Origin of the sequence: Streptomyces sp. WMMC500 (assembly GCF_027497195.1) — a bacterium.
Taxonomy (GTDB): Bacteria; Actinomycetota; Actinomycetes; order Streptomycetales; family Streptomycetaceae; genus Streptomyces.
Window position 1 is genome coordinate 7,086,740 of the sequence record NZ_CP114905.1, and the last position, 25,915, is coordinate 7,112,654.

The following is a 25,915-nucleotide window of genomic DNA, read 5'->3' on the forward strand; positions in this document are numbered from 1 at the left end:
CACCGACGCTGAAGATCCTGATACCGGGGTAATCCGTGAAAAAGCTCTCCGCACGACGGCGCCATCCGCTGGCGGCGCTCGTCGTCCTACTCATCGCGCTGGCGGCCACCGGGGGGCTGTACGCCACATTCGCGCCCACGGGCAAGGCGCAGGCCGAAGACACCAGTGCACAGTCCCTCGCCATCGAAGAGGGGCAGAAGATCTTCCGGGTCGGCTGCGCGAGCTGCCACGGCACCGGCGGGCAGGGCTCCAGCGACGGCCCCAGCCTCGTGGGCGTCGGCGCGGCGGCCGTGGACTTCCAGGTCTCCACGGGCCGGATGCCCCTGCAGCAGCAGGGCGCCCAGGCGCCGAAGAAGCCGAACACCTACACCCAGAAGGAGATCGACCAGCTCGCCGCGTACGTCGCCTCCCTGGGCCCCGGCCCGGCGATCCCCGAGGAGAGCCAGTACGACCCGGCGGGCGGCGACGTCGCCCGCGGCGGTGACCTGTTCCGTACCAACTGTGCGCAGTGCCACAACTTCACCGGCAAGGGCGGCGCCCTGACGGACGGCAAGTACGCACCGAACATCGACGGCGTCGATCCGAAGCACATGTACGAAGCGATGGTGACCGGCCCGCAGAACATGCCCTCCTTCCCGGACAGGCTGCTGACGCCCAAGGACAAGCAGGCCATCATCGCCTACCTCGACACGGTCGGGGGCGACGAGGCCGAGTCGCCCGGCGGGTTCAGCCTCGGCGGCCTCGGCCCGGTGAGCGAGGGTCTGTTCGCCTGGGTCTTCGGGCTCGGGGCCCTCGTCGTCCTGACGATCTGGATCACCGCCCGGAGTGCAAAGGCCAGGAAGTCATGAGTAGCCAGGCTGGACCTGAGAACGAGAACAACGGCGAGAAGCACCTGCCGACCGTCCGGGAGGGCGAGGAGAGCGGGGGCGTCGCGGTCGAGGAGCGCGACCCGTTCGCCAACCCCGGCCTGCCGCCGCACGAGCCGCGCAAGCAGGACATCGACGAGCGGGCCGCCAAGCGGTCCGAGCGCACCGTGTCGCTGCTGTTCACGGTGTCGATGCTCGCGACCGTCGCCTTCATCGCGGCGTTCGTCGCCATCGACGTCGACGAGATCGTCTACATCTTCCCGCTCGGCCACATCAGCGCGCTGAACTTCGCCCTCGGTGTCACCCTGGGCCTCGCGCTGTTCTGCATCGGCGCCGGCGCCATCCACTGGTCGCGCACGCTGATGTCGGACGTGGAGGTCATCCAGGAGCGGCACCCGATCGAGGCCAGCCCGGAGACCGAGGCCATCAGCAAGGGCGACTGGCGGCAGGGCACCGAGGAATCGGCGATCGGCAGCCGTAAGATCATCCGGCGCACCATGCTCGGCGCGCTCACGCTCGTCCCGCTCACCGGCATCGTGCTGCTGCGCGACCTCGGCCCGCTGCCCGGCACCAAGCTGCGCAACACCCTGTGGGACAAGGGCAAGCTGCTCATCAACATGAACACCGACGAGCCGCTGCGCCCGGAGGACATCACCGTCGGTTCGCTCTCCTTCGCCAAGCCCGAAGGGCTGGAGGAAGGCGCCCACAACTTCAACAACGAGATCGCCAAGGCGGCACTGATGCTCGTCCGGATCCACCCGGGCGACATCAAGGACCCGAAGTCGGCCGACTGGGGCCACGACGGCATCCTGGCCTACTCCAAGATCTGTACGCACGTCGGCTGCCCCGTCAGCCTGTACGAGCAGCAGACGCACCACGTGCTCTGCCCGTGTCACCAGTCGACGTTCGACCTGTCGGACGGCGCGCGCGTACTCTTCGGTCCGGCGGGGCACGCCCTGCCGCAACTGAGGATCTCGGTCAACGATGAGGGTCACCTGTACGCGCTCGGCGACTTCGACGAGCCGGTCGGCCCGAGCTTCTGGGAGCGCGGATGAGCACCACCATGACAGACACACGCCGCAAACCGCCGAGCAGAGGCGAGAGGTTCGCCGACTGGACGGACGGCCGACTGGGGCTGCACGCCGCCGGCCGGAAGAACCTCCGCAAGATCTTCCCGGACCACTGGTCCTTCCTGCTCGGCGAAATCGCCATGTACACGTTCCTGATCGTGCTGCTGACCGGCGTGTACCTGACGCTGTTCTTCAAGCCGAGCATGGCGGAGATGACGTACCACGGCTCGTACGCGCCGATGAACGGCGTGACGATGACCGAGGCGTACGCCTCCACGCTGGACATCAGCTTCGACGTCCGCGGCGGTCTGCTCGTCCGGCAGATCCACCACTGGTCCGCGCTGATCTTCATCGCCGCGATGGCGACGCACATGATGCGCGTCTTCTTCACCGGCGCGTTCCGCAAGCCGCGCGAGGTCAACTGGCTCTTCGGCTTCACGCTGCTGGTCCTCGGCTGCGTCGCCGGCTTTACCGGCTACTCGCTGCCCGACGACCTGCTCTCCGGCACCGGCGTCCGCTTCATGGAGGGCGCGACGCTCGCCACCCCGGTGATCGGCACCTACCTGGCGTTCTTCCTCTGGGGCGGTGAGTTCCCCGGGTCGGACATCATTCCGAGATTCTTCGCGGTGCACGTGCTCCTGGTGCCGGGAATCATGCTGGGGCTCTTCCTGATCCACCTGATCCTGATCTTCTACCACAAGCACACCCAGTACGCGGGCTCCGGCAAGACCGAGGACAACGTCGTCGGCATGCCGTTCATGCCCGTCTACGTGGCGAAGGCGGGCGGGTTCTTCTTCCTCGTCTTCGGCGTGGTCACGGTGATCGCGGGACTGTTCACCATCAACCCGGTCTGGGATCTCGGACCCTATCGGCCGGACATGGTCTCCACCGGAGCCCAACCGGACTTCTACATGGGCTGGACCGAGGGGCTGATCCGGTTCATGCCCGGGTGGGAATGGGTCATCCCGGGCGGATACACGATCAACTTCGGGGTGTTCATCCCGCTGATCATCGTGGGCATCATCCCGACGGTGATGGTCGCCTATCCGTTCTTCGAGGCCTGGATCACCGGCGACCGCCGCGAGCACCACATCCTGGACCGCCCGCGCAACGTGCCCACCCGCACCGGCTTCGGCGTGGCCTGGCTGACCTGGGTGTTCGTGCTGCTGGTGGCCGGTGGCAACGACCTGTGGGCGACGCACTTCCACCTCTCGATCGAGGCGATCACCTGGTTCGTGCGGATCGCGTTCTTCGTCGCCCCGGTGGTGGCCTTCTGGGTCACCCGGCGCATCTGCATCGGGCTGCAGCGGCGGGACCGCGAGAAGGTCCTGCACGGCCGGGAGACGGGCATCATCAAGCGGATGCCGCACGGCGAGTTCATCGAGGTGCACGAGCCGCTGTCGCAGGAGGAACTGCACAAGCTCACCGCGCACGACCAGTACGCGCCGCTGGAGCTCGGCCCGACGGTCGACGACAACGGGGTCGTGCGCAAGCTGAGCCCGGGGGAGAAGCTGCGGGCCAGGCTGTCGAAGGGCTACTTCGGCGAGGCCGGCCAGATCCCGAAGCCGACCCGCCACGAGTACGAGGAGATCACCAGCGGCCACGGGCACCACTAGGGCCCGACCGCCGCAGGGCGAGCGACGCCGGGGCCCCCGTCCAGCAGTCGGACGGGGGCCCTTCGGCGTACCCTGCGCTCGATAGGCTGACGCCCGACGACGGAGACGACCCACGGGACGGTGTGCCATGAGCGTGCAGACGGCAGCAGGAGGCGACAGCACGGCGGCGCGTTCCTGGCCGGACGTCATCAGCGCGCTGATCGCCGGGCAGGACCTGGGCGCCGAGGACACCGCCTGGGCCATGGACCAGATCATGTCGGGCACCGCCAGCAACGCGCAGATCGCCGGTTTCGCCGTCGCCCTGCGAGCCAAGGGCGAGACGGTCGCGGAGATCTCCGGGCTGGTGCGGACGATGTACGAGCACGCCAACACCATCGCCGTCCCCGGCCCGACGGTGGACGTCGTGGGCACCGGCGGCGACCGCGCCCGTACGGTCAACATCTCCACCATGTCCGCGATCGTCGTCGCCGGGACCGGCGCGAAGGTCGTCAAGCACGGCAACAGGGCCGCGTCCTCCGCCTCCGGCGCCTCCGACGTGCTGGAGAAGCTGGGGGTCAACCTCGACCTCACGCCGGAGCGGGTCGCCGAGGTCGCGGAGGAGGCGGGCATCACGTTCTGCTTCGCGGTGAAGTTCCACCCCGCGATGCGGCACGTCGCGCAGACCCGCAAGGAGCTGGGCGTCAGCACCCCGTTCAACTTCCTCGGCCCGCTCACCAACCCGGCCCGGGTCGGGGCGCAGGCCACCGGCGTCGCGGACGCCCGGATGGCGCCGATCATGGCCGGCGTGCTGGCCGAGCGCGGCACCTCGGCGCTCGTCTTCCGCGGCGACGACGGGCTGGACGAGCTGACGACGACCGCCACCTCCCAGGTGTGGACGGTGCGCGAGGGCACGGTGCGGCAGGAGAGCTTCGACCCGCGGGACGTGGGCATCGACCGCGTGCCGGTGGAGGCGCTGCGGGGCGCGGACGCCTCGTACAACGCCGATGTCGCGCGCCGGCTGCTGGCCGGCGAGACCGGCCCGGTGCGCGACGCGGTGCTGCTGAACGCGGCGGCGGCGCTCACGGCCCTGGACACCGGCACGGACGGCCCGCTGCCGGACCGGATCGCGGCGGGGATCGTACGGGCCGCGGAGTCAATCGACTCGGGCGCGGCGCAGCGGGTGCTGGAGCGCTGGGTCGCGGCCAGCAACGGCTGAGACGGGCCGGGGGCTTGCGGCTACGCGCCGCTCCCCCGGGCGATATCCGGAGAGTTGCGGACAGTCCGGGCAACCGGGTTGCGCCGCGGCTCTCCGGTGCGCATACTCCTGACCAGGTCACGAGCGACAGCGATCAAGGCCCCGGCCCGCTGTCCGGCAACCCTCCGTCCGTGGCGGGGTGCCCCGGGTGATGACCGGGCCGCAGGCAGCGAGGTCTGCGGCAAGCGCGGACCCCTCGCGATTCCAGGGGTCCTGGTCGGCCGAGGGAGTACCGCCGTGAGCAACCGAATGCGCTAGGGGCCGCTGCCCCGCCGCCGCTGCGCGCGTCCTTCCGCCAGAGCGTCGCGCGCGTCCTCCGTCCGGGCCGTACGGGCCCGTCACCCCGCATCCTCACGTCTGCTCACGGGAGTTCCGCATGTCCGCGCCCACGCTCACCCCCGCCTGGCTGCCCGTCCTCGGCCGCGACGTCCGCGCGCCGCTCGTCACCGGCGGCGACGCCGAGTACGCCGCCCTGGACTACGCCGCCAGCGCCCCGGCGCTGCAGCGCGTCTGGGACGACGTCGCCGCCTACGCGCCCTACTACGGCAGCGTGCACCGCGGCGCCGGCTACCTCTCGCAGTTGTCCACGGAACTCTTCGAGTCCAGCCGGGCCACGGTCGCCGGATTCCTCGGCTGCCGCCCCGACGACCAGGTCGTCTTCACCCGCTCCACCACCGACTCGCTCAACCTGCTGGCGACCGCGCTGCCGCCGGGTACCGAGGTCTACGTGTTCGAGACCGAGCACCACGCCGCCCTGCTGCCCTGGCAGCACGCCGGGTCCGCGGCCGGCCGCGTCACCGTGCTCGGCGCGCCCGGCAGCCCCGAGCAGGCCGTGGCGTCGCTGGACTCGGCGCTCGCCGCGCGGGTCGGCGACGGCCCGGCGCTGGTGTGCGTCACCGGCGCCTCGAACGTCACCGGCGAGCTGTGGCCCGTACGGGAGCTGACCGCGGCGGCGCACCGGCACGGGGCGCGGCTGGTCCTGGACGCGGCGCAGTTGGCGCCGCACCACCCGGTGGACGTGGCGGACCTGGGCGTGGACTGGGTGGCCTTCTCCGGGCACAAGCTGTACGCGCCCTTCGGCGCCGGGGTCCTCGCCGGCCGGGCGGACTGGCTCCGGGCGGCGCCGCCCTACCTCGCCGGCGGGGGCGCGAGCCGGCGGGTACTGCGGGCCGAGGACGGGGGAGTGGACGTCGAGTGGCACACGACGGCCGCGCGGCACGAGGCGGGGTCGCCGAACGTCATCGGCGCGTACGCCATCGCGTCGGCCTGCAAGGCGCTGACGGAGGCCGGGTTCGACGCGCTGGTGGCGCGGGAGCAGGCGCTGGTGGCGCGGGTGCTCGCGGGGCTCGCGGCGCTGCCGGGGGTGCGGGTGCTGTCGCTGTTCGGCGCGGACGCGGCGCGGGTGGGGGTGATCTCGTTCGTGGCCGACGGCTGGAGCAGCTCGCATCTGGCGGCGGCGCTGTCGGCGGAGCACGGGATCGGGGTGCGGGACGGGCTGTTCTGTGCGCACCCGCTGGTGCGGGCGCTGCTCGGCGGGGCGGGCGAGTCGGCCGAGTGCGGGAGCGGGGAGGCGGACGGGGAGCGGCCGCTGAACGCGGTGCGGGTGAGCTTCGGCGCGGGGACGCCGGACGCGCACGTGGACCGGTTCCTGGCGGCGCTGGGGTCGCTGGTGCGCGAGGGGGCGCGGTGGTCGTACCGCACGGTGGACGGCCGCTGCGTACCCGCCTCCGGCGAGGACCGGACTGCTACCGCGGCCTGACCCGGCGGGCAGCCGCGGGGGCAGGCCGCTCGCGACCGCCGGTCGAGCGCCCCTCCGTCGTCAGGCGGGCGGCCGGCTCGCCGACTCGGGCGCCGGCCGCACGGCCATTGCGCCGATCAGCACCATGCGCAGCGTCCGTTCGGCCGCGTCGGCCAGGAACTCCCGGGCGCGCAGCAGCGCCTCGGGCAGCGCCATCGGGCCCGGGATGATCGTGCCGTAGGCGTCGACGCCCGTGCCGTGGACCTCGTGCGCGCCCTCGCCGATCGTGCCGGCGAGCGCCAGGACCGGGCGGCCGTGGAGCTTGGCGCGGCGCGCCACCTCCGCGGGCACCTTGCCGCGCGGCGTCTGGTGGTCGAGGGCGCCCTCCGCGGTGATGACGAGGTCGGCGGCGGCCAGCCGGGCGTCGAGGTCGAGGTGGCCGAGGAGCACCTCGAAGCGGGGCAGGAGGCGGGCGCCGACGGCCGCGAGGCCCGCGCCGAGCCCGCCGGAGGCGCCGGTGCCGGCGCCGCGGCGCAGGTCGGTGCCGGGGGCCGGGAGGTCGCGGGTGAGGACGTCCGCCCAGCGGTCGAGGGCGGCGGACAGCTCCTCGACCTGCTCGGGCGAGGCCCCCTTCTGCGGCCCGAAGACGCGGGCGACGCCGCGGGGGCCGCACAGCACGTTGTACGGGTTGCAGGCCACCAGCAGCTCCGTCTCGGCGAGCCGCGGGTCGAGGCCCGCGGTGTCGATGCGCGCGAGGCGGGCGAGCGCGGCGCCGCCGGGGGCGAGGTCGCGGCCCTCGGCGTCGAGGAGGCGGGCGCCCAGGGCCGTCAGGGCGCCGGCGCCGCCGTCGGAGGTGCCGGAGTCGCCGCAGCCGACGATGATGCGCCGTACGCCGAGGTCGAGCGCGGCGCGGATCAGCTCGCCGACCCCGTACGTCGTGGTGCCCCCCGGGTCGCGCCGGGGGCGGGGCACGAGGGCGAGGCCCGCGACGGCCGCCATCTCCACCACCGCGGTGGTGCCGTCGCCGAGGAGCCCGAAGTGGGTCTCCAGCCGGTCGCCGAGCGGGCCGGTGGCGGTGCGCGGGACGAGCCGCCCGCGGGTCGCGGCGGCCAGCGCCTGCGCGGTGCCCTCGCCGCCGTCGACCAGCGGGATCAGGTCGACGGCGGCGTCGGGCAGCACCCGGCCGACGCCTTCGGCGATGGCCTCGGCGGCGGCCTCGGCGGACAGGGACTCCTTGAAGCCGCTGGGGGCGACGACGACGCGGTCGAGCATGAGGGTCTCCCGAGGATCGGAGGGTTCTGTGGGGGGTCGGCGGTGAGCGGGCGGCGGTCGGCGGGCAGAGGGCCGGCGGTCAGCGGTGCACGACCGGCACGCCGAACAGCGGCCAGACCGCGAGGGCGAACAGCAGCACCAGCGCCGCCGTCAGCGGGGCCAGCACCGCGGCCGTACGCAGCAGGTCCCGCGGCGTGTACGTGGCCACGCCCGGTATGTCGGAGAAGAGTGCGACGGGCTTGGCGGACGCCGGCAGCGTCTGGCAGAAGCCGGCCGCCGCGGTGGACGCCAGCGCGGCGGCCACCGGGTTCACGCCGGCGGCCAGCGCCGCGGCGATGACCAGCGGGACGAGCACGCTGGAGCGCGCGGAGCGGGACTGCAGCACGAGGTGGGCGGCGGTGCTCACGGCGACCACCCCGGCCAGGAACGCCCACCCCGGCACCGACGAGCCGCCCGGGAGCCCGGAGACCAGCCACGCGGCGGCCCTCGACTCCGACAGCGCGATGCCCATCGCCATCGTCGCCGCCATGAACAGCAGCAGCGACCACGGCACCGTGCGCAGCGCGTCCTTCAGCCGTACGGTTCCGATCGCCGGCGACGCCGCGACCACCGCGCCGATCAGCGCCACGACCGCGGGCGGCACCCGGTGCAGCGGTTCGCTGCACCACAGCACCACCACCGTGCCGATCAGCAGCGCGCAGCGCGCCTCGGCCTGCGACAGCGGCCCGGTGACCGGCTGTTCCGTGTGCTCCTGTATCTGCCCGGCGGTCAGGTGCACCGGGCCCTTGCGGTCCGCGCGCTTCGTCGTCGTCAGCAGCACCACCTCGGCGGCGAGATGCGCGGAGGCGATCGCCAGCGGGAGCCCGAGCAGCAGCCAGTCCACGAAGCCGATCCGGTCCCCGGTCGCCTCCCAGAGCACCGACACCGTGATCAGGTGCGCACCGGCGCCGATGAGGGTCGCCACCGCGGAGAGCAGGATGACGGTGGGAAAGAGCAGCGCCAGCATCACCACCAGCCGCTTCCGCTCACCCAGCGCCTTGGCCAGGGCCAGGAACACCGGCAGCGCGAGGGCCGCACGGCCGGAGGTGGCCGGGACGGCGAAGGCGGTGACGACGAGCGCCGCCGTCGTCAGATGCACCAACTGCCGTACGGAGCGCGCCCCGGTGACCAGGAACACCGCCGCCCGGCCCGCCAGGCCCGTACCCGCGACCGCGGCAGCCACAACGAACGCGCAGATCAGCAGCCACACCGTCTCGTCACCCAGCGTGCCGAACAGCGTCTCGCTGTCGAGCACCCCGGTGACGACGAGCGCGAGCCCCGCGCCCAGCGCGATGAAGGTGTCGTCGATCGGCGTGCCGATCCAGGCGCAGGTGGCCAGGGCGAACACGGCGAGGGTCAGACGCCCGTCGGCCGTCAGCCCGGGGGCGTTGCCCGGGACGGCCAGCAGGGCGCAGATGCTGAGGGCCACGCACAACGTCGCGGTCTGGCGCAGGGAGAGGCTCACGCACAAGAGCCTCGGCAGCGGCGGTGAGCCTGTGATGAATCGAAGATGAAGGAGATTTCACCTTTAACCCGGACGTCACCCGAACGGGTGTCAGCGGGACAGCTCCGGTTCATCCGGCCGGCGGGCGGGCAGCCGGTAGCCCATGCCGCGGACGGTCTCCACCCGCTCGGCGCCCATCTTCTTGCGCAGCGCCCGTACGTAGACGTCCACGATGTTGGAGCCCGGGTCGAAGTCGTAGCCCCACACGTGGGAGAGGATCTGCTCGCGCGAGAGCACCTGCCCGGGGTGGCGCAGGAAGAGTTCGAGGAGCACGAACTCGCGGGCGGTCAGGTCCACCATGCGCCCGCCGGCCTGTGCCCGGCGCGTGCGCAGGTCGAGCGAGAGGTCGCCGCTGCGCAGCACGGTCACCTCCGGCGCCCGCGCGGCGGTACGCAGCCGCAGCCGCACCCGGGCGAGCAGCTCCTCGAAGCGGAACGGCTTGGTCATGTAGTCGTCGGCGCCGCCTTCGAGACCGGCGACGGTGTCGGTGACCGACGCGCGCGCGGTGAGCACGATCACCGGCACCGAGGAGCGGGCCTCGCGCAGTTGGCGCAGCACGGTGAAGCCGTCCCGGCCCGGCAGCCCGATGTCGAGGACGACCAGGTCGAAGCCCCCGGTGAGGGCGAACTCGTACGCGGTGTCGCCGTCCGCGGCGACGGTGGTGGTGAAGCCGTTGGCGCGCAGCCCCTTCTCCACGAAGGAGGCGATGCGCTCCTCGTCCTCGGCGATGAGAATCCGGTTCATCACAGACCATCCTGAAGGATCAGAGTAAAGGTGGCCCCGCCGCCTTCGGTGGGGCTGAGTTCGACGCGGCCGCGGTGGCCCTCGGCGATCGCCTTGACGATGGCCAGGCCCAGGCCCGCGCCGCCGCCGCGGGAGCCGCGGCGCGCGGTGCCGCGGCGGAAGCGTTCGAAGATGAGCGTGGCGTCCTGCGGCTGGATGCCGGGACCGCCGTCGGCGACGTACAGCTCGACGTGCCCGCCGGCGGCCCGCGAGCCGATCCGGATGCGGCTGCCGGGCGCGGTGTGCTGGACCGCGTTCTGGGCGAGCTGCACCATGGCCTGCGTGACGCGCTGCGGATCCAGGCGCATCTCGCCCTCGGCGACCTCGCTCAGCTCCCAGTCCCGCTCGCCCAGCGTCCTGGCCTTGACGAACACGTCCGCGGTCAGCTCCGCCAACTGCACCGGCTCCGGCTCGACGAAGTCCGGCCGCTCGGCCTTGGCGAGCAGCAGCAGGTCCTCCACGATCCGGGTCATCCGGTCCAGCTCGTCGGTGACCAGCCGCAGCGTCTCCTCGCGCTCCGCCGGGTCCTCGCCCATCAGCTCCAGGTGCCCGCGCACGATGGTGATCGGCGTCCGCAGCTCGTGCCCGGCGTCGTCGACGAACTCCCGCTGGGCGGCGAACGCCCGCTCCAGCCGGTCCATCATGGCGTTGAACGTCGCCGCCAGCGCCGCCGTCTCGTCCCGGTCGGCCCGCCCGCGCACCGGGATCCGCCGGGTCAGGTCCTGTTCCGTCAACTGCGCGGCGGTCTCGCCGACCAGCCGTACGGGCGCGAGGATGCGGCCCGCCACCGCCCAGCCGATCGCGCTGATCAGCACCAGCGCCACCGCCGAGATCGCGAGCATGATGACGAACACGTCGGCCACCTGCTGCCGCTCGCGCTCGGTGTGGATGGCCACGACGAACGCCGCCGCGTCCGGCCCGTCCGGCGCGCCGATGCCGACCTTGGCCCAGCGCAGCTCGCCCGAGGGCCGGTCGAGGGTGCCCGTGCCGTCCCCGGACTCGAAGATCTCCCGGCGGCCCGCGGGGTCCGCCTCCAGCGGCCGGGTCACCGTCAGGGTCCGGGGCTGTACGAGCTGCGCCGGGCCCCGGTCGGACCGGCCGACCAGGCCGAGCAGCTCCTCGTCCGGGTCCGCGTACTGCCGCTGCAGGAAGACCCACAGCAGCCGGCGCGGGCTGGTGAAGGGCCGCCCGGTCTCGGGGTCGACGCCCTCCTCGTAGAGGTTCGCGAACTCCTGCGTCTCCTGTGCCAGCAGCCGGTCCACCCGGTGATCCAGGTCGCGCAGCAGGATGGACCGCGTGGTGCCGGCGACGGCGGCGAGTGCCACGGTCATCACCACCAGCAGCCACAGCAGGATGCGGGCACGCGCGGAGATCATCGATCAGTCGTCGAAGTCGTCGTCGTCGTTTCCGCCGCCGGAGTCGTCACCGGTGTCGTCGCCGCCGTCGTCGGTGTCGCCGTTGCCCCCGCCGCCGGACGGATCCGCCGAGGTGGGCCCGTCGCGTACCGGCGGCGGGGAGACCACCTCGTCGCTCGGCGAGACCTCGGGGGAGGGGGAGGTGGAGCCCGACGGGGAGGGCGTGCCGCTCTCCATCTCCACCCGGGCGGGCGGGGTCGGCTCCTCCGGGTCGTCGGTCAGGGCGTAGCTGGTCGCGGCGACGCCCAGCGGGATCGCCACCACCGCGGTCAGTGCGGCCATGCGCTGCGAGAAAGCCATACCCGGAAGGCTGCGGCCGGCGGGTGCGGCGCAGCGTGAAGGCCGGATGAGAGATTCTTCATCTGCGCCCCCGCCGCGCGCACCGCGCTACTCCTCGAGGCCGATCGCGAACGCGGCTTCGAGGTCGTGCTGCGAGTACGTGCGGAAGGAGATGTGCGTCTCCGTCGCCGCCACGCCCGGCACCTTGCTGATGCGCCCCGGGATCACGTCGGCGAGATCGTCGTGGCGCGCCACCCGGACGATGGCGATGAGGTCGTGCGCCCCGGTGACGGAGTACACCTCGCTGACCCCGTCGATCGCGGCGATGGACTCGGCGATCTCGGGAATGCGGTCCACGTCGGTGTTGATCAGAACGATCGCGGTGATCATGTGTTCGCTCTCCCTCTCGGACCCGGGTGCGGCGCTCACTCTATCTGTCTGCCTAAGACCTCGCTCCAGGTCGTAGGGTGGGGGCACGGCCTGCGACGACGGTCGGTGCGCCGGGCCGGCGCCGGCGCCGGACGGCCCGGCCGAAGCCGCGGGGATCGCTGAGGCGGAAGGGTGACCGGTGGTGGAGCCGAGGGAAGGCCCGGGCGTCTCCTCCGAGGAGGACGCGGCCGAGGTGCTCGACGGCCCGCTGCCCGAGGGGGTGCGCCGCAGGATCGTCTCGCTCGCCGACGCGTGCTTCGGCGGACTGACCGTCGCTGAGCTGCCCCCGCAGTTGCGGCAGTACGCCCGGTTCACCCCGTCCCGCCGCGTCAAGCTCGCCGGCAACGCGATCGCCGCCGCCCTGGCGGGCGACGCCGGCTTCCGCGACCGGATCGCCGAGCGGGCCGCGGAGCTCCAGCCGGAGCTGGCCGCCGCGCTGCGCGGCGGCAGTCCGCCGGCCGCCGCCGAGCCGGTCGACGTCGCGGCCCTCGCGTACCTGCTGCGCCCCCCGGGCTGGGTCAAGCTCATCGCCGCCGCCGGCGAGGAGGAGCAGCGCGCGGGCGCCGAGCGGGCCGGCGAGGAGGCCGCCCGCGAGCTGGCCCGGCTGCGTACGGAGCTGGCCGAGGCCCGCGCCGCCGCCCGCGGCGAGTCGGAGCGCACCCGGCACGAGCTGGAGGCGCTGCGGCGCGAGAACGAGGGCCTGCACCGCCGCCTGCGCAGCGCGCTCAGCGACGTCAAGCGCGGCGAGGCCGCCGTGCGCAAGCTGCAGCAGGAGACCGCCGCAGCGCGCGAGGAGGCCGCCGCGCACCTGGCCGCGGCCGAGAGCGAGGCGCGCCGGCTGCGCGCCCGCCTCGGCGAGGCCGAGTCCGGCCTGGAGGCCAGCCGCCGCGCCGCCCGCGAGGGGCGCAGCGTGGAGGACATGCGCGTACGGCTCCTCCTCGACACCGTCCTCGACGCGGCCCAGGGGCTCCGCCGCGAACTCGCCCTGCCGCCCGCCCGCATGAGCCCCGCGGACACCGTCCGCGCGGTCGAGCCCGGCACGATGTCGCCGATGGACGTGGCCGCCCGCGCCCTGTCCGCCACCGACCCGGCGCTGCTCGACCAACTGCTCGCCCTGCCGCACGCGCACATGGTCGTCGACGGCTACAACGTCACCAAGAGCGGCTATCCCACCCTCCCGTTGGAGAAGCAGCGCCTGCGCCTCCTCGGCGGCCTCGCCGGCCTCGCCGCGCAGACGGGCGCGGAGGTCACGTGCGTCTTCGACGGCGCGGAGCTGGCCGCGCCGGTGCTGCTCGCGCCGCCGCGCGGGGTGCGGGTGCTGTTCAGCAAGCCGGGCGAGACCGCCGACGAGCTGATCCGCCGGCTCGTCCGGGCCGAACCCACCGGCCGGCCCGTCGTGGTGGTCTCCGCCGACCGCGAGGTCGCCGACGGCGTCGCCGCCGCCGGCGCCCGGCCCGTGTCGTCCGCGCTGCTCCTCAAGCGGCTGGCGCGGAGCTGACAACCCGGGAAACGCGGGCGAGTTCGGACATCACGGCGGTCTCGGCCGGGTGGGGACAGTTCGCCGCTCCGAGTCCAACTCGTTGTCCAACGGTGACTACTGGCCGTGTGATGTGAGTAAAGAAACGCGCTTCGGGGGGACTTTTTTGCCTGAGGGATTTGAACGGATCACCTGAGCCTCGTTAGTGTCTGGCCCGAACCTTCGTGCTGTCGATCGCTCATCCGGGGCGATGGCGAGGGTCCCGCCGGTACCGGGGCGTCCCCAAGCCACGGTCGGGCGGCTGGAGGAAGAGGAGCTCGCCTTCGTGGCGTCCCACCGTCGACCGAAGCAGCCGAACCGGGCCAGGGTCACCGTCTTCACCGCGACCGCCGCCGCAGCAGTCGCCCTCTCCACCCAGAGCGCGCACGCCGCCCCCGACAAGGACGACGTCAAGCGGCAGGTGGACAACCTGTACGAGGACGCCGAGCGCGCCACCGAGAAGTACAACGGCGCCAAGGAGCGGCAGGACAAGCTCGAAGAGGACGTCAAGGAGCTGCAGGACAAGGCCGCCCGCGGCCAGCAGGAGCTCAACGACCTCCGCGACGGCCTCGGTTCGCTGGCCACCGCCCAGTACCGCAGCGGCAGCATCGACCCCTCCGTGCAGCTCTTCCTCTCCTCCGACCCGGACACCTACCTGGACAAGGCGTCCACGATGGACCGGGTCAGCGGCAAGCAGGCCGAGTCGCTGGAGCGCATCGCCGACAAGCAGCGCAGCCTTGCGCAGCAGCGCCAGGAGGCCGGCGAGAAGCTCAAGGACCTGGAGGAGACCCGCAAGGAGCTGGGCTCCCAGAAGAAGAAGGTCCAGAACAAGCTCAGCGAGGCCCGCGCGCTGCTCAACGAGCTGACGGAGGAGGAGCAGGCCGCGCTCGCCGAAGAGGAGCTGCGCGCCAGCCGCGAGGCGGAGGACCGCGTCGACCTCGGCGACCTGCCGCCCGGCTCGTCGCACGGCGCCGCCGCCCTGTCCGCGGCGCAGAGCAAGCTGGGCGCGCCGTACGTCTACGGCGCCACCGGCCCCAGCTCCTTCGACTGCTCCGGCCTCACCGGCTGGGCCTTCTCGCAGGCCGGCGTCTCGCTGCCGCGCATCTCGCAGGACCAGGCCAACGTCGGCACCCGGATATCCTCGGCCAGCGCCCTGCAGCCCGGGGACCTCGTGTTCTTCTACAGCGACCTGCACCACGTCGGCATCTACGCCGGCAACGGGCAGATCATCCACGCCCCGAAGCCGGGCGCGGTGGTGCGCTACGAGGCCGTCGGGAACATGCCGTTCATGTGGGGCGCGCGGGTCTGACCCCCGCCTCCGTCCGTTCCCCGCCGCCCCGCCGCCCGCCGCGGCGGGGCGCGTTCGGAGCCGGCGCGGCCACCGTGCCGCCCGTTCGGGCGAATTGCCGACACCGCGCGTTTCGAACGCCCCGCGGGTGACCTGCGCCGGGCCCCGGGCGCCGACATCGCGCCAAGAGACGGTTCTTGGCGCTGCGTAGTCACGTGGTTACTGTCTGCCGCGTGTCAGCACATCGACGATCCACCCGGCCCTGCGGTGCCGCCCGGCTGCGTACCGGCGTCCTCACCGCCGCCGCGGCGGCGGCGCTGTCCGGCTCGCCCGCCGTCTTCTCCGGCCTCTCCGACGCGGCTCTCGCCGCCCCCGACGACCACGCGGGGGCCAGGGAGCGCGTACACGACCTCTACGTCCGGGCGGAGCGGGCCACCGAGAAGTACAACGCCGCCCGGGAGCGCACCGAGGAGCTGCGCCGCAAGGCGGCGCGGCTGCAGGACCGCGCCGCCCGCGACCTCGCCCGGATCAACCGGATGCGCACCGAACTCGGCTCGCTCGCCGGCGCGCAGTACCGCTCCGGCGGCATCGACCCGAACCTGACCCTGATCCTGTCGGAGAGCCCCGAGGGGTATCTGGAGAAGGCCGCCACCCTGGAGCGCATCGGCGACCGGCAGAGCGGGCGGCTGCGCCAACTCGTCGGCCTGCAGCGGCGGCTGGAGCAGCAGCGCGTACGGGCCCGCGACACGCTCGCGGAACTGGAGCGCGAGCGCGACGCGCTGGCCGGGCACAGGCGCGAGGTCACCGAGCGGCTCGCGGCGGCACGGCGGCTGCTCAACTCGCTGCCGGCGGAGGAACGTCCCGACACCGGCCGCAGCCGGGCCTCCCGCTCCGCGCCGACGCCCGACCTCGGCTCGGCCCCGGCCTCCGGCCGCGGCGCGGTCGCGGTGGCCGCGGCGCGGGGGGCGGTCGGCACCCCGTACGTGTGGGGCGGCGCGGCGCCCGGAGGGTTCGACTGCTCGGGGCTGACGCAGTGGGCCTACGGCCGGGCCGGGGTGTCGATCCCGCGCACGTCGCAGGCGCAGCGCTACGCGGGCCGCCAGGTGCCGCTGGGCGAGGCGAAGCCGGGTGACCTGGTGACGTATCGGGCGGACGCGAGCCACGTCGCGATGTACGTGGGCGGCGGGCAGGTCGTCCACGCGCCCTACCCGGGCGCGACGGTGCGCTACGACCCGGTGGGGATGATGCCGGTCGCGTCGGTGACGCGCCCGTAGCAGCCACCCGCACAAGTCCCGCAGAAACCCCCTGAAGTCCCCCGCACTCCCGCCCAAGGGTAGGCCGCCCCTCTGACAAACCGCCCCACCGGCAACACCGCCCCGGTCGCCCGCCCCCGGCACCCGCCAACGGCGCCCGCCCCCACCACCCGCCCCGGTCCCCGCGCCGCACCGCCGGGACCGGGGCGACGTACGCTCGGGGCGTGGCAGGCGTGCGGACCGTGGTGCTGGTGCTCTGTGCCGGGCTGGTCGCCGCCCTGCTCGCCGGCTGCGGCGAGGACGACGAGTCCCGCGACGCCACCCGCGACGCCACCCGCGCCGTCGCCGAACTGCTCCGGCAGCGCTCCGCCGCCGTCCGCGAGGGCGACGAGGCCGCGTTCCTGCGCACCGTCGACCCGCAGGCCGGCCCGTACCGGGAGCGGCAGCGCACCGCCTTCCGCAACCTCGACGCCCTCCCGCTCGCCGCCTGGACCCTCCGCCCCGACGGCCCGGTACCCGCCGACGGCAACCGCGCCACCGCCGACGTCCGCCTGGCCTACCGACTCCGCGGCTACGACGCCGGCGACGCGACCGCCGCTCCGCGGCTGGAGTTCGTCCGCCGCGACGGCCGCTGGTACGTCGCGGGACCCGCGCCCGGCAGCCCGCCCCAGCCGTGGGACCAGGGCTCCCTGACCGTCGTACGCGGCACGCACAGCCTCGTGCTCGGCGTCGGCCACCCCGAGGGCCGCCTGCGCGGCATCGCCGCCGTCGCCGACCGCGCCGTGCCCGACGTCTCCGCCGCCTGGGGCGCCTCGTGGACTCGCCGCGTCGTGGTGCTGGTGCCCGCCTCGCAGGCCGCGATGGGGGAGCTGCTCGGCGCGGGGCCCACGGCCTACGCCGGCGTGGCCGCCGTCACCACCGGCCGGAACCGGGACCGCACCCCCGCCGACCGCGTCGTCGTCAACCCCGAGGCGTACGACATCCTCGGCGCCCTCGGCCGGCGCATCGTCCTCACCCACGAGACCGTCCACGTCGCCACCCGCGCCCACACCTCCCCGGCCACCCCCCTCTGGCTCTCCGAGGGCTTCGCGGACTGGGCGGCCTTCCGCGGCGCCGCCCGCGGCCCGCGCCAGGGCGCGCCGGAGCTGGCCCGTGCCGTCGCCGCCGGCAAGCTGCCGCGGGACCTGCCCGCCGACGCCGACTTCGGCCGCGGGGCCGGCGGCGAGCGGGTGGCGGAGGCGTACGGCGAGGCGTGGCTGGCGGCCCGGATGGTCGCGGACGAGTGGGGCGCCCAGCGGCTCGTGGCGCTCTACCGCGCCGTGGGCGCCGCGACGTCACGCGAGCAGGCGGTCGGCCCTGTGCTGCGCGCGGAGCTGGGCGTGGGGCTCGGCGAGTTCACGGCGCGCTGGCGGGCGTATCTGGAGCGGGAGCTGGGGTGAGGCCGCGAGGGCGTTTTGCCTGAGAGGCAAGAAGTTTGACTCTGGGGCACTCCCGGTGGCTCAATGGGCGTCATGAGCCCCGACCACCCCCAGGCACCCCGCCTGCGCGAGCTGCGCCGCCGCGCCGGCCTGACGCTGGAGGCCGCCGCCGCCAGGGCAGAGCTCTCGCCCGCCCACCTGTCCCGGCTGGAGACCGGGCAGCGGCAGCCCTCGCTGCCGGTGCTGCTCAAGCTGGCCCGCATCTACGGTACGACGGTCTCCGAGCTGCTCGGCGAGGCGCCCGCGGCCCAGACGTCGGTCGTCAGGGGCGCCGAGGCACCGGTACGGGAGGCCGGCGGCTGGTCGTACCGGCAGGCCGGCGGCACGGACCGGGGGATGCAGGCGCTCCGGGTGCACGTGCCGTACGACGCCGAGCACCGCGACCTCGTCCGCGTCCACCCGGGCGAGGAGTGGCTCTACGTGCTCGACGGGCGGATGCGGCTCGCGCTCGGCGGCACCGAGCACCTCCTCGACCCGGGCGACAGCGCCCAGTTCGACTCGCTCACCCCGCACCGCATCGCCGCCGCCGAACGCGGCGGGCTCGACCTGCTCTTCGTCCACACCCTCCTGCAGAGCGCCGTCGCCGAGCTGTGCCTCGGCGGCGCCGCACGGCACTGACCCGAAGGAGAACGCCGTGTCTAAGCGGATCGAGGAGAGATTCCCCCGCGGCCTGGTGATCCGCCTCCTCGTCTACGTCTTCCTCGGCCACCTCTTCGCCGCCTTCCTGCTCCTCCTCTTCAAGGCGGGCGGCAGCGCGTGACCCGCACCACCGGGGACCCACTCACCACGTGAGCATGTCGCTGTCCGCCGACGCGGTACGCCCCTGCTGCCGCGGCACCGGCGCCCTCCCGTCCCCCGCCCGGACCGGATCCGTGACCGTCGAGCGCCACAGCCGCCGGCACGCCACCACCGTCGCCGCGACCAGCAGCCCGTTCCGCACCGCCAGCAGCGTGATCCCGAACCCGGTGCTCCCCACGACCTCCCCGAACCACACCGGGAACTCCGCCAGCGTCACCCCCGTCGCCGCCAGCACCAGCCCCGCCGGCAGCGCCATCCGCGCCGCCCGCAGCGTCAGGCACACGGCCGCCAGCCCGACGAGCCAGATCAGGTACTGCGGGCTGATCACCCGGCTCGTCGTGGTGAACAGCAGCGCCCCCGCGAACGCCGCCTCGCACCCCGTCGTCGCCGTGAACTCCCGCGCCCGCAGCCGCCACAGCACCAGCCACCCCATCGCCAGCGCGGACAGCCCCAGCGCCAGGGCGCTGACCAGGCCGACGCCCGGCCCGAGGAACTCCATGGAGCCGTAGTGCAGTTGTACGGTGCCCTCCCAGCCGTGGTGCCGGCCGACGTGGAAGACCAGCGCGCCCAGCGACTCCACCTCGGTGCCGCGGTCGCGCTGCGCGGTGACGAAGTCGAAGGCCCCCGGCAGGGCGACGGCCGCCACCAGCGCCACCCCCGCGGCCGTGCCCGCCGCCGCGCCCCACGACAGCCGCGTCGCCCGCCCCCGCGCGGCGCCGAGCAGCAGCAGCGCCGGCCACACCTTCAGCATCGCGCCGAACCCCGCCAGCGCCCCCGCCACCGCCGGCCGCCGGGCCGCGGCCAGCAGCGCCGCGACGGCGACGGCGGTGACCATCACGTCGTAGCGCGCGTACGCGGTCGGCCCCAGCAGCGGCACCCCCGCCACCCAGAACCACGCCCCCGCCCGCGACCGCCCCGCGCCGCCCCCGGCCCGCAGCAGCAGCCCCAGCACCGCCGCGTCCGCCGCGCAGGCCAGCGCGAAGAAGGCGTGCGCGTAGCCGAGGAACGGCAGGAGTGCGGGGGAGAGCACCGGGAGCGCGGCGCCCGGCGGGTACTGCCAGCTCACGTCGCCGACCGGGAACGTGCCGGTGCGCAGCACCTCGTACCAGCCGCGGTAGATCACCTCGACGTCGCTGGTGACGTCGGGACCCGGCAGCGTGACCACCTGGAGCACGAACAGCAGCAGGCCCGCGCGGGTCAGCGCCCACGCCGCCACCGGCGCCGCGACCCGTGCCATGGCTCGACCTCCGCCCCGCCGCCGTGTGCGTCCGACGACACTACGGCACGGCTCCGCCCGGCCGCAGGCGCCCCGCGCCCCCGCCCCCGGTACTGTCGGCCGCGATGGACAACGGACCCGCCGACAGGCCAGCGCGCAAGACGCTCGTCGTCACCAACGACTTCCCGCCGCGCCCCGGCGGTATCCAGAACTTCCTGCACAGCATGTGCCTGCGGCTGGACCCGGAGCAGGTCGTCGTCTACGCCTCCACCTGGAAGCGCGACGCCGAAGGCCGCGCCGCCACCCGGGACTTCGACGCCCGCCAGCCCTTCCAGGTGATCCGCGACCGCACCACGATGCTGCTGCCCACCCCGCGCGTCACCCGCCGCGCGGCGGGGCTGCTGCGCGCGCACGGCTGCCGCGCCGTGTGGTTCGGCGCCGCCGCGCCGCTGGGCCTGATGGCGCCCGCGCTGCGCCGTGCGGGCGCCGAGCGGATCGTCGCCACCACCCACGGCCACGAGGCGGGCTGGGCTCAGTTGCCGGCGGCCCGGCAACTGCTGCGCCGCATCGGCGAGTCGGCGGACACGCTCACGTACCTCGGCGAGTACACCCGCGCCCGGATCGCCCGCGCGCTGGGCGCCGAGGCCGCCGCGCGCATGGTGCAGTTGCCGCCGGGCGTCGACGAGACGGCGTTCCACCCGGGTTCGGGCGGCGAGGCCGTACGCGCCCGCCTCGGGCTCGCGGACCGGCCGGTCGTCGTCTGCGTCTCCCGGCTCGTACCGCGCAAGGGCCAGGACACCCTGATCCGCGCGATGCCGCGGATCCTGGCGGCGCAGCCGGCGGCGGTGCTGCTGATCGTGGGCGGCGGCCCGTACCGCCGGCGCCTGGAGAAGCTGGCGGTGGCCACGGGCGTGGCCGGCTCGGTGCGCTTCACGGGCGCGGTGCCCTGGGAGGACCTGCCCGCGCACTACGGCGCGGGCGACGTGTTCGCGATGCCGTGCCGCACGCGCCGCGGCGGGCTCGACGTGGAAGGGCTGGGCATCGTGTACCTGGAGGCGTCGGCGACCGGCCTGCCGGTCGTCGCGGGCGACTCCGGCGGGGCCCCGGACGCGGTGCTCGACGGCGAGACCGGGTGGGTGGTGCGCGGCGGCGCGGAGCGCCAGGCGGCGCAGGCCGCGGAGCGCATCGTGACGCTGCTGGGCGACGCGGAGCTGCGCGCGCGGACGGGCGCGCGGGGGCGGGCCTGGGTGGCGGAGCGGTGGCGCTGGGACCTGCTGGCGGAGCGGCTGACGTCGCTGCTGTGAGGCGGGCGTACGGTACGGGCCGGACGGCGCTCGTCCGCGCTGGTCCCGCCGGTCCCGTACGGCTACGGCGGCCTCCCGCTCGTACGCCTACCGCTCGTACCCCTACCGCTCGTACAGCGCCTCGATCTCCGCCGCGAAGTCCTTCGCCACCGCGCTCCGCTTCAGCTTCAGCGACGGCGTCAGGTGCCCCGTCTCCTCCGTGAACTGCCCCCGCAGGATGCGGAACTTGCGCACCGACTCCGCCCGCGACACCTGCGCGTTCCCGTCGTCCACCGCCGACTGCACCGCCGCCCGGAGCTCGGCGTCGTCCGCCAGCTCCGCCGCCGTCCGGCCGGTCTTGCCGTTGTCCGCGGCCCACTTGCCGAGGAACTCCTCGTCCAGCGTGACCAGCGCCCCGACGAACGGCCGCGCGTCGCCGACGACCATGCACTCGGCCACCAGCGCGTGCGCCCTGATGCGGTCCTCCAGGACCGCCGGCGCGACGTTCTTGCCGGCCGCGGTGACGATGATCTCCTTCTTCCGCCCGGTGATGGACAGATACCCGTCCTCGTCCAGGCTGCCGAGGTCGCCGGTGTGCAGCCACTCGCCGTCGAGGGCCGCGGCGGTCGCGTCCTCGTCGGCCCAGTACTCCCCGAACACGTTGCCGCCGCGCACCATCACCTCGCCGTCGTCGGCGATGCGGATCGTGCAGCCCGGAAGCGGCTGCCCGACGGTGCCGATCTTCGGGCGCTCCACCGGGTTGACGGTGATCGCGGCGGCGGTCTCGGTCAGGCCGTAGCCCTCCAGGACGGTGAAGCCGATGCCGCGGTAGAAGTGGCCGAGCCGCTCGCCCAGCGGGGCGCCGCCGGAGATCGCGTGCGTGGCCCGGCCGCCGAGGACGGCGCGCAGCTTGGCGTAGACGAGCTTGTCGAAGAGCGCGTGGCGCAGCCGCAGCCCCAGCGCGGGACCGCCGGTGTCCAGGGCGCGGCTGTACGCGATGGCGGTGTGGGCCGCCTTGTCGAAGATCTTCCCCTTGCCGTCGGACTGCGCCTTGGCGCGGGCGGAGTTGTAGACCTTCTCGAAGACGCGGGGCACGCCGAGCAGCAGCGTCGGCCGGAAGGCGGCCAGGTCGTCGGTGAGGTTCCGCACGTCCGGCGCGTGGCCGAGCTTCATCGGGCCGACCATGGCGGCGATCTCCACCAGCCGGCCGAAGACGTGCGCGAGCGGCAGGAAGAGGAGGATCGAGCTGTCGCCGGGCCGGAACAGCGGGCGCAGCAGCTCCACGGCGTTGCCGCACTCGGCGAGGAAGGCGCCGTGGGTGATGACGCAGCCCTTGGGGCGGCCGGTGGTGCCGGAGGTGTAGACGAAGGTCGCGGGGGAGTCGGCGCCGGCCGCGGTGCGGTGCTTCTCCAGCGTCTCGTCGGACACCTCTGCCCCGGCGGCGGTGAGCGCGGCGACGGCGCCCTGGGGGTCGGCGCCGGCGGAGGACCCGCCGTCGATCTGCCACACCCGGCGCAGCTCGGGCACCCGGCCGCGTACCGACTCGACCGCCGCGGCGTGCTCCGCGGTCTCCACCACGCACGCCACCGCGCCCGAGTCGCTCAGGATCCACTGGATCTGCTCCGGCGAACTGGTCTCGTACACCGGGACCGTCACGCCGCCCGCGGTCCAGATCGCGAAGTCCAGCAGCGTCCACTCGTACCGCGTACGGGACATCAGCCCGACCCGCTCCCCGGGCCGCAGCCCGGCCGCGACCAGGCCCCTGGCCGCCGCCCCCACCTCCGCGAGGAAGTCCGCGGCGGACACGTCCTCCCAGTCGCCGGCGGCGCTCTTGCGGGCGACGACGGCCAGCTCCGGAGTCCGGTCGGCGTTGGTGCGGATGAGGTCCGTCAGGTTGGCGTCCGCCGGGACCTCGTACAGGGCGGGAAGGGCGAACTCTCGCAAGACGCTGCTCCTCGACGTTCCGGTGGGCCACCTGCGACCCTATCCCCACGGGGGCACCTCGCGGCAGTGGCGCGGGTCACCGTCGTGCGGGTGCCGTGCGCGCCGGAAGTAGGGTGAGCGCATGAGGGTCCACGTGGTCAGCGACGTGCACGGAAACAGCGCCGACCTGGCCCGCGCGGGCGACGGCGCGGACGCGCTGGTGTGCCTCGGCGACCTCATCCTCTTCATCGACTACGCCGACCACTCGCGCGGCATCTTCCCCGACCTCTTCGGCGTCGCGAACACCACGCGCAGCGTGGAGCTGCGCACCGCCCGCCGGTTCGACGAGCACCGCGACTTCGTGAACGCGCTGTGGGCGGGCAAGGACAAGCGCGACGAGATCGAGAAGGCGGTGCGCAAGCAGTACGCGGAGCTGTTCGCGGCCTTCCCCACGCCGACGTACGCCACGTACGGCAACGTCGACATTCCCCGGCTGTGGCCCGAGTTCGCCCGGGAGGGCACCACCGTGCTCGACGGCGACCGGGTCGAGATCGGCGGGCTGGTCTTCGGGTTCGTCGGCGGCGGACTGCAGACGCCGATGCGCACGCCGTACGAGATCGACGACGAGACGTACGCCGCGAAGGTCGCCGCCCTCGGGGACGTCGACGTGCTCTGCTCGCACATCCCGCCACTCGTCCCCGACCTCTGCTACGACACGGTGGCGCGCCGCTTCGAGCGGGGCAGCGAAGCGCTGCTGGAGGCGGTGCACCGGGTGCGGCCGCGGTACGCGCTCTTCGGCCACGTCCACCAGCCGCTGGCGCGGCGGATGCGGATCGGGGCGACGGAGTGCGTGAACGTCGGGCACTTCGCCTCCCGCGGGAAGCCGTGGGTTCTTACGTGGTGAACCGGGCGCGGTAACCTTCAGCGCGGACGGTTGACGGAGGAGCCCAGGCATGGCAGAGCACACCAGGTCGAGCATCACCATCGACGCCGCGCCGGACGCGGTGATGACGGTGATCGCGGACTTCGACCGCTACCCGGAGTGGACGGGCGAAGTGCGGCGGACCGAGGTGCTCGAAGCGGACGGGCAGGGGCGCGCGGTGCGCGTGCTGCTGGTGCTGGACGCGAAGACGATCCGGGACGAGCAGACGCTCGCGTACACCTGGGCCGGGCCGCACGAGGTGCGCTGGACGCTGGAGAAGTCCCAGATGCTGCGCGCGCTGGACGGCGCGTACCTGCTGAAGCCGCTCGCCGGCGGGGAGCGCACCGAGGTGACGTACGAGCTGACCGTCGACGTCAAGATCCCGATGCTCGGGATGATGAAGCGCAAGATGGAGAAGATCATCATCGAGCGGGCGCTCGACGGGCTGAAGCAGCGCGTCGAGAGCGTCCCGGGCGCGTCCGCCGGCACCGGCACGGACTGACGCCGCCGCGTGCGTACTCTCCTCGTCACCGGCGCGGCGGGCGCGGGCCGTACGACGGTCGCGGCGGCCACGGCGCTGCGGGCGGCGCGCGACGGGGCCCGGGTGCTGCTGCTGACGGCGGACCGGGAGGCCGGCGGGCTGCTGGCGGGGGCGCCGCAGGCGCAGGTTCCCGGGCCGCGGTCGGAGGCGGGGACGTACGCGGGCGAAGCGCCGCCGTGGACGGAGCCGGTCCGCGTCGAGTCGGGTCTGTGGGCGGCGCGGCTGCGGGGGGCGGAGGCGGCGACGGAGTCGCTGGCGGACTGGCAGGAGCAGCACGAGGACACCCTGGAACTGCTCGGCGCGACGCCGCTGGCGGCGGAGGAGCTGACGCCGCCGCCGGGCTCGCGCGAGTTCGCGCTGCTGCGGGCGCTGGCGGCGTTGTACGAGGCGGGGCCGGCGGACGGAACGGGCCCGGCGGACGGTCGTGCCGCGGGGCGGGGCGGCGGCGCGGCAGCCCGGGACCTGACCGTCGTGGACATGCCCGCCGCCTGGGAGACGCTGCGCGCGCTGGCGCTGCCGGAGCAGTTGGTGCGGTACCTGCGGCGGCTGCTGCCCGCGGAGCGGCAGGCGGCGCGGGGGCTGCGGCCGCTGCTCGGGCGGTTGCTCGGGGCGCCGGTGCCGGCGGAGCGGATGTACGAGGCGGCGGCCCGCTGGGAGGACCGGCTAGAGGCCGTACGGGAGGCGGCCGAGGCCGCCGGGGCGCGGGTGCGGCTCGTCCTGGAGCCCACTCCGCGCGGGGCCCGCGAACTGCGCCGCACGCGCGCGGCGCTCGCGCTGCAGGGCTGCGCCGTCGAGGCCGTGGTCGCGAACCGGGTCCTGCCCGCGGGCTCGGAGGACGCCTGGTTCGCGACGCTCGCCGACGAGCAGCACCGGGTCGTCAAGGAGGTGGGCGCGGAGCTGCGCGCCGCGGGCGGTACGTTCTGCGCCCTGCCGCACCTGGGCCCGCAGCCGCAGGGCCCGGTCGCCCTGGCGGCGCTGGCGGACGCGGTGGCGCCGCCGGGAGGACGGCCCGCGGGTGCGGGCCCCGGGGACCCGGCCGAGGTGGACGACCTGCTGGCCGACGAGGGCGTGCTGCTGTACCGCCTGCCGCTGCCCGGCGCCGAGCGGGCGGACCTCACCCTCGTACGCCGCGGCGACGAACTCCTGATCACGGCGGCCGGCCACCGCCGGGCCCTGCCGCTGCCCGCCGCCCTCCGCCGCTGCACCATCACCCGCGCCGGCCTCCACGAGTCCGAACTCCGCATCCGCTTCGCCCCCGACCCCGCGGTCTGGCCCCACCCCCGCTGACCCACCCCCGGTGACCCACCCCGCCGACCCGTCCCCGGCCGACCCGCTGCCCGACCCGCACACGGCCGCGACCGCCGCGGGCCGGGACGGGCGCCCCGCGCGCGCCCGGCGGCGGCCGTGCGCCGGTGCGCCGGCGGCGGCGTCACCCCCGCCTCCCGCCTCCCC

General features: G+C 74.5%; 23 protein-coding genes and 1 riboswitch. Of the genes, 15 read left to right on the forward strand and 8 right to left on the reverse strand.

Annotation, left to right across the window (positions count from 1 at the left end):
- Window positions 1–35 precede the first annotated feature (35 nt).
- The 5 genes from O7599_RS30520 (at window position 36) to O7599_RS30540 (ending at window position 6,545) form a co-directional block, all read left to right on the forward strand.
- Window positions 36–848 (forward strand): c-type cytochrome, encoded by an 813-nt coding sequence (locus O7599_RS30520; RefSeq protein WP_281618828.1) that lies wholly within the window; start codon window positions 36–38, stop codon window positions 846–848.
- A complete protein-coding gene (locus O7599_RS30525) occupies window positions 845–1,921 on the forward strand; it encodes a Rieske 2Fe-2S domain-containing protein (RefSeq protein WP_281618829.1) in 1,077 nt (358 codons plus the stop codon). The genes O7599_RS30520 and O7599_RS30525 overlap by 4 nt, the downstream gene beginning before the upstream one ends.
- Window positions 1,918–3,552, forward strand: a complete 1,635-nt coding sequence (locus O7599_RS30530; RefSeq protein ID WP_281618830.1) for a ubiquinol-cytochrome c reductase cytochrome b subunit — start codon at window positions 1,918–1,920, stop codon at window positions 3,550–3,552. Before O7599_RS30525 ends, O7599_RS30530 begins: the two co-directional genes overlap by 4 nt.
- A 127-nt stretch (window positions 3,553–3,679) precedes the next feature.
- Window positions 3,680–4,747 (forward strand): anthranilate phosphoribosyltransferase, encoded by a 1,068-nt coding sequence (trpD, locus tag O7599_RS30535; protein ID WP_281618831.1) that lies wholly within the window; start codon window positions 3,680–3,682, stop codon window positions 4,745–4,747.
- Between the two features lie 115 nt (window positions 4,748–4,862).
- Window positions 4,863–4,980: riboswitch (SAM riboswitch) on the forward strand.
- A gap of 182 nt (window positions 4,981–5,162) precedes the next feature.
- Complete coding sequence (locus O7599_RS30540) at window positions 5,163–6,545, forward strand: aminotransferase class V-fold PLP-dependent enzyme (RefSeq protein WP_281618832.1); 1,383 nt, start codon at window positions 5,163–5,165, stop codon at window positions 6,543–6,545.
- 60 nt (window positions 6,546–6,605) lie between these two features.
- On the opposite strand, the gene O7599_RS30545 is transcribed toward O7599_RS30540, so the two are convergent.
- The 6 genes from O7599_RS30545 to O7599_RS30570 form a co-directional block, all read right to left on the reverse strand.
- Window positions 6,606–7,796: a glycerate kinase gene (locus O7599_RS30545; protein WP_281618833.1), complete on the reverse strand. Its 1,191-nt coding sequence runs from the start codon at window positions 7,794–7,796 to the stop codon at window positions 6,606–6,608.
- A gap of 79 nt (window positions 7,797–7,875) precedes the next feature.
- Entirely contained in the window at window positions 7,876–9,300 is a 1,425-nt protein-coding gene (locus tag O7599_RS30550; protein WP_281618834.1) for an SLC13 family permease, read from the reverse strand.
- Between the two features lie 90 nt (window positions 9,301–9,390).
- Window positions 9,391–10,083: a response regulator transcription factor gene (locus O7599_RS30555; RefSeq protein ID WP_281618835.1), complete on the reverse strand. Its 693-nt coding sequence runs from the start codon at window positions 10,081–10,083 to the stop codon at window positions 9,391–9,393.
- Window positions 10,083–11,498, reverse strand: a complete 1,416-nt coding sequence (locus O7599_RS30560; protein WP_281618836.1) for an ATP-binding protein — start codon at window positions 11,496–11,498, stop codon at window positions 10,083–10,085. The genes O7599_RS30555 and O7599_RS30560 overlap by 1 nt, the downstream gene beginning before the upstream one ends.
- A gap of 3 nt (window positions 11,499–11,501) precedes the next feature.
- Complete coding sequence (locus O7599_RS30565; RefSeq protein ID WP_281618837.1) at window positions 11,502–11,837, reverse strand: hypothetical protein; 336 nt, start codon at window positions 11,835–11,837, stop codon at window positions 11,502–11,504.
- An 87-nt stretch (window positions 11,838–11,924) separates the two neighbouring features.
- Window positions 11,925–12,206 (reverse strand): Lrp/AsnC ligand binding domain-containing protein, encoded by a 282-nt coding sequence (locus tag O7599_RS30570; protein ID WP_018837650.1) that lies wholly within the window; start codon window positions 12,204–12,206, stop codon window positions 11,925–11,927.
- Between the two features lie 178 nt (window positions 12,207–12,384).
- On the opposite strand from O7599_RS30570, the gene O7599_RS30575 reads away from it, so the two are divergent.
- The 6 genes from O7599_RS30575 to O7599_RS30600 all read left to right on the forward strand — a co-directional run bounded on the left by O7599_RS30575 (window position 12,385) and on the right by O7599_RS30600 (window position 18,540).
- Complete coding sequence (locus O7599_RS30575; protein ID WP_281618838.1) at window positions 12,385–13,743, forward strand: NYN domain-containing protein; 1,359 nt, start codon at window positions 12,385–12,387, stop codon at window positions 13,741–13,743.
- A 304-nt stretch (window positions 13,744–14,047) separates the two neighbouring features.
- Window positions 14,048–15,070, forward strand: a complete 1,023-nt coding sequence (locus O7599_RS30580) for an NlpC/P60 family protein (protein ID WP_281618839.1) — start codon at window positions 14,048–14,050, stop codon at window positions 15,068–15,070.
- Between the two features lie 212 nt (window positions 15,071–15,282).
- Window positions 15,283–16,323, forward strand: coding sequence for an NlpC/P60 family protein (locus O7599_RS30585; RefSeq protein ID WP_281618840.1), 1,041 nt, complete (start codon window positions 15,283–15,285; stop codon window positions 16,321–16,323).
- Between the two features lie 203 nt (window positions 16,324–16,526).
- The gene (locus tag O7599_RS30590) at window positions 16,527–17,741 is read left to right on the forward strand and encodes a hypothetical protein (protein ID WP_281618841.1); all 1,215 of its coding nucleotides are present in this window, start codon (window positions 16,527–16,529) and stop codon (window positions 17,739–17,741) included.
- Window positions 17,742–17,804: 63 nt separating this feature from the next.
- Window positions 17,805–18,398: an XRE family transcriptional regulator gene (locus O7599_RS30595; RefSeq protein WP_281618842.1), complete on the forward strand. Its 594-nt coding sequence runs from the start codon at window positions 17,805–17,807 to the stop codon at window positions 18,396–18,398.
- Window positions 18,399–18,414: 16 nt separating this feature from the next.
- Window positions 18,415–18,540: a DUF6126 family protein gene (locus tag O7599_RS30600; protein ID WP_281618843.1), complete on the forward strand. Its 126-nt coding sequence runs from the start codon at window positions 18,415–18,417 to the stop codon at window positions 18,538–18,540.
- Window positions 18,541–18,561: 21 nt separating this feature from the next.
- On the opposite strand, the gene O7599_RS30605 is transcribed toward O7599_RS30600, so the two are convergent.
- A complete protein-coding gene (locus O7599_RS30605) occupies window positions 18,562–19,815 on the reverse strand; it encodes a glycosyltransferase 87 family protein (RefSeq protein ID WP_281618844.1) in 1,254 nt (417 codons plus the stop codon).
- A gap of 104 nt (window positions 19,816–19,919) precedes the next feature.
- Between O7599_RS30605 and O7599_RS30610 the strand changes: the two genes are divergently transcribed.
- On the forward strand, window positions 19,920–21,098 hold the full coding sequence (locus O7599_RS30610; RefSeq protein ID WP_281618845.1) for a glycosyltransferase family 4 protein: 1,179 nt from the start codon (window positions 19,920–19,922) through the stop codon (window positions 21,096–21,098).
- Window positions 21,099–21,200: 102 nt separating this feature from the next.
- Here the strand turns inward: O7599_RS30610 and O7599_RS30615 are convergent, their stop codons facing one another.
- Window positions 21,201–23,021 carry an AMP-dependent synthetase/ligase gene (locus O7599_RS30615; RefSeq protein WP_281618846.1) on the reverse strand — a complete coding sequence of 607 codons (1,821 nt, stop codon included), beginning with the start codon at window positions 23,019–23,021 and terminating at the stop codon, window positions 21,201–21,203.
- Window positions 23,022–23,142: 121 nt separating this feature from the next.
- Between O7599_RS30615 and O7599_RS30620 the strand changes: the two genes are divergently transcribed.
- The 3 genes from O7599_RS30620 to O7599_RS30630 are packed head-to-tail and all read left to right on the forward strand — an operon-like array spanning window position 23,143 to window position 25,750.
- Complete coding sequence (locus O7599_RS30620; protein ID WP_281618847.1) at window positions 23,143–23,904, forward strand: metallophosphoesterase; 762 nt, start codon at window positions 23,143–23,145, stop codon at window positions 23,902–23,904.
- Between the two features lie 49 nt (window positions 23,905–23,953).
- On the forward strand, window positions 23,954–24,424 hold the full coding sequence (locus O7599_RS30625) for an SRPBCC family protein (protein ID WP_281618848.1): 471 nt from the start codon (window positions 23,954–23,956) through the stop codon (window positions 24,422–24,424).
- A 9-nt stretch (window positions 24,425–24,433) separates the two neighbouring features.
- Window positions 24,434–25,750: an ArsA-related P-loop ATPase gene (locus O7599_RS30630; RefSeq protein WP_281618849.1), complete on the forward strand. Its 1,317-nt coding sequence runs from the start codon at window positions 24,434–24,436 to the stop codon at window positions 25,748–25,750.
- Window positions 25,751–25,915: the final 165 nt, after the last annotated feature.

Bases quoted from the DNA above. Each gene is read 5' to 3' on its own strand.
- O7599_RS30610 (WP_281618845.1), top strand. From the start codon at position 19,920: ATGGACAACGGACCCGCCGACAGGCCAGCGCGCAAGACGCTCGTCGTC.
- O7599_RS30605 (WP_281618844.1), bottom strand. From the start codon at position 19,815: ATGGCACGGGTCGCGGCGCCGGTGGCGGCGTGGGCGCTGACCCGCGCG.
- O7599_RS30570 (WP_018837650.1), bottom strand. From the start codon at position 12,206: ATGATCACCGCGATCGTTCTGATCAACACCGACGTGGACCGCATTCCC.
- O7599_RS30625 (WP_281618848.1), top strand. From the start codon at position 23,954: ATGGCAGAGCACACCAGGTCGAGCATCACCATCGACGCCGCGCCGGAC.
- O7599_RS30620 (WP_281618847.1), top strand. From the start codon at position 23,143: ATGAGGGTCCACGTGGTCAGCGACGTGCACGGAAACAGCGCCGACCTG.
- trpD (WP_281618831.1), top strand. From the start codon at position 3,680: ATGAGCGTGCAGACGGCAGCAGGAGGCGACAGCACGGCGGCGCGTTCC.
- O7599_RS30530 (WP_281618830.1), top strand. From the start codon at position 1,918: ATGAGCACCACCATGACAGACACACGCCGCAAACCGCCGAGCAGAGGC.
- O7599_RS30565 (WP_281618837.1), bottom strand. From the start codon at position 11,837: ATGGCTTTCTCGCAGCGCATGGCCGCACTGACCGCGGTGGTGGCGATC.
- O7599_RS30560 (WP_281618836.1), bottom strand. From the start codon at position 11,498: ATGATCTCCGCGCGTGCCCGCATCCTGCTGTGGCTGCTGGTGGTGATG.
- O7599_RS30525 (WP_281618829.1), top strand. From the start codon at position 845: ATGAGTAGCCAGGCTGGACCTGAGAACGAGAACAACGGCGAGAAGCAC.
- O7599_RS30555 (WP_281618835.1), bottom strand. From the start codon at position 10,083: ATGAACCGGATTCTCATCGCCGAGGACGAGGAGCGCATCGCCTCCTTC.
- O7599_RS30540 (WP_281618832.1), top strand. From the start codon at position 5,163: ATGTCCGCGCCCACGCTCACCCCCGCCTGGCTGCCCGTCCTCGGCCGC.
- O7599_RS30545 (WP_281618833.1), bottom strand. From the start codon at position 7,796: ATGCTCGACCGCGTCGTCGTCGCCCCCAGCGGCTTCAAGGAGTCCCTG.
- O7599_RS30595 (WP_281618842.1), top strand. From the start codon at position 17,805: ATGGGCGTCATGAGCCCCGACCACCCCCAGGCACCCCGCCTGCGCGAG.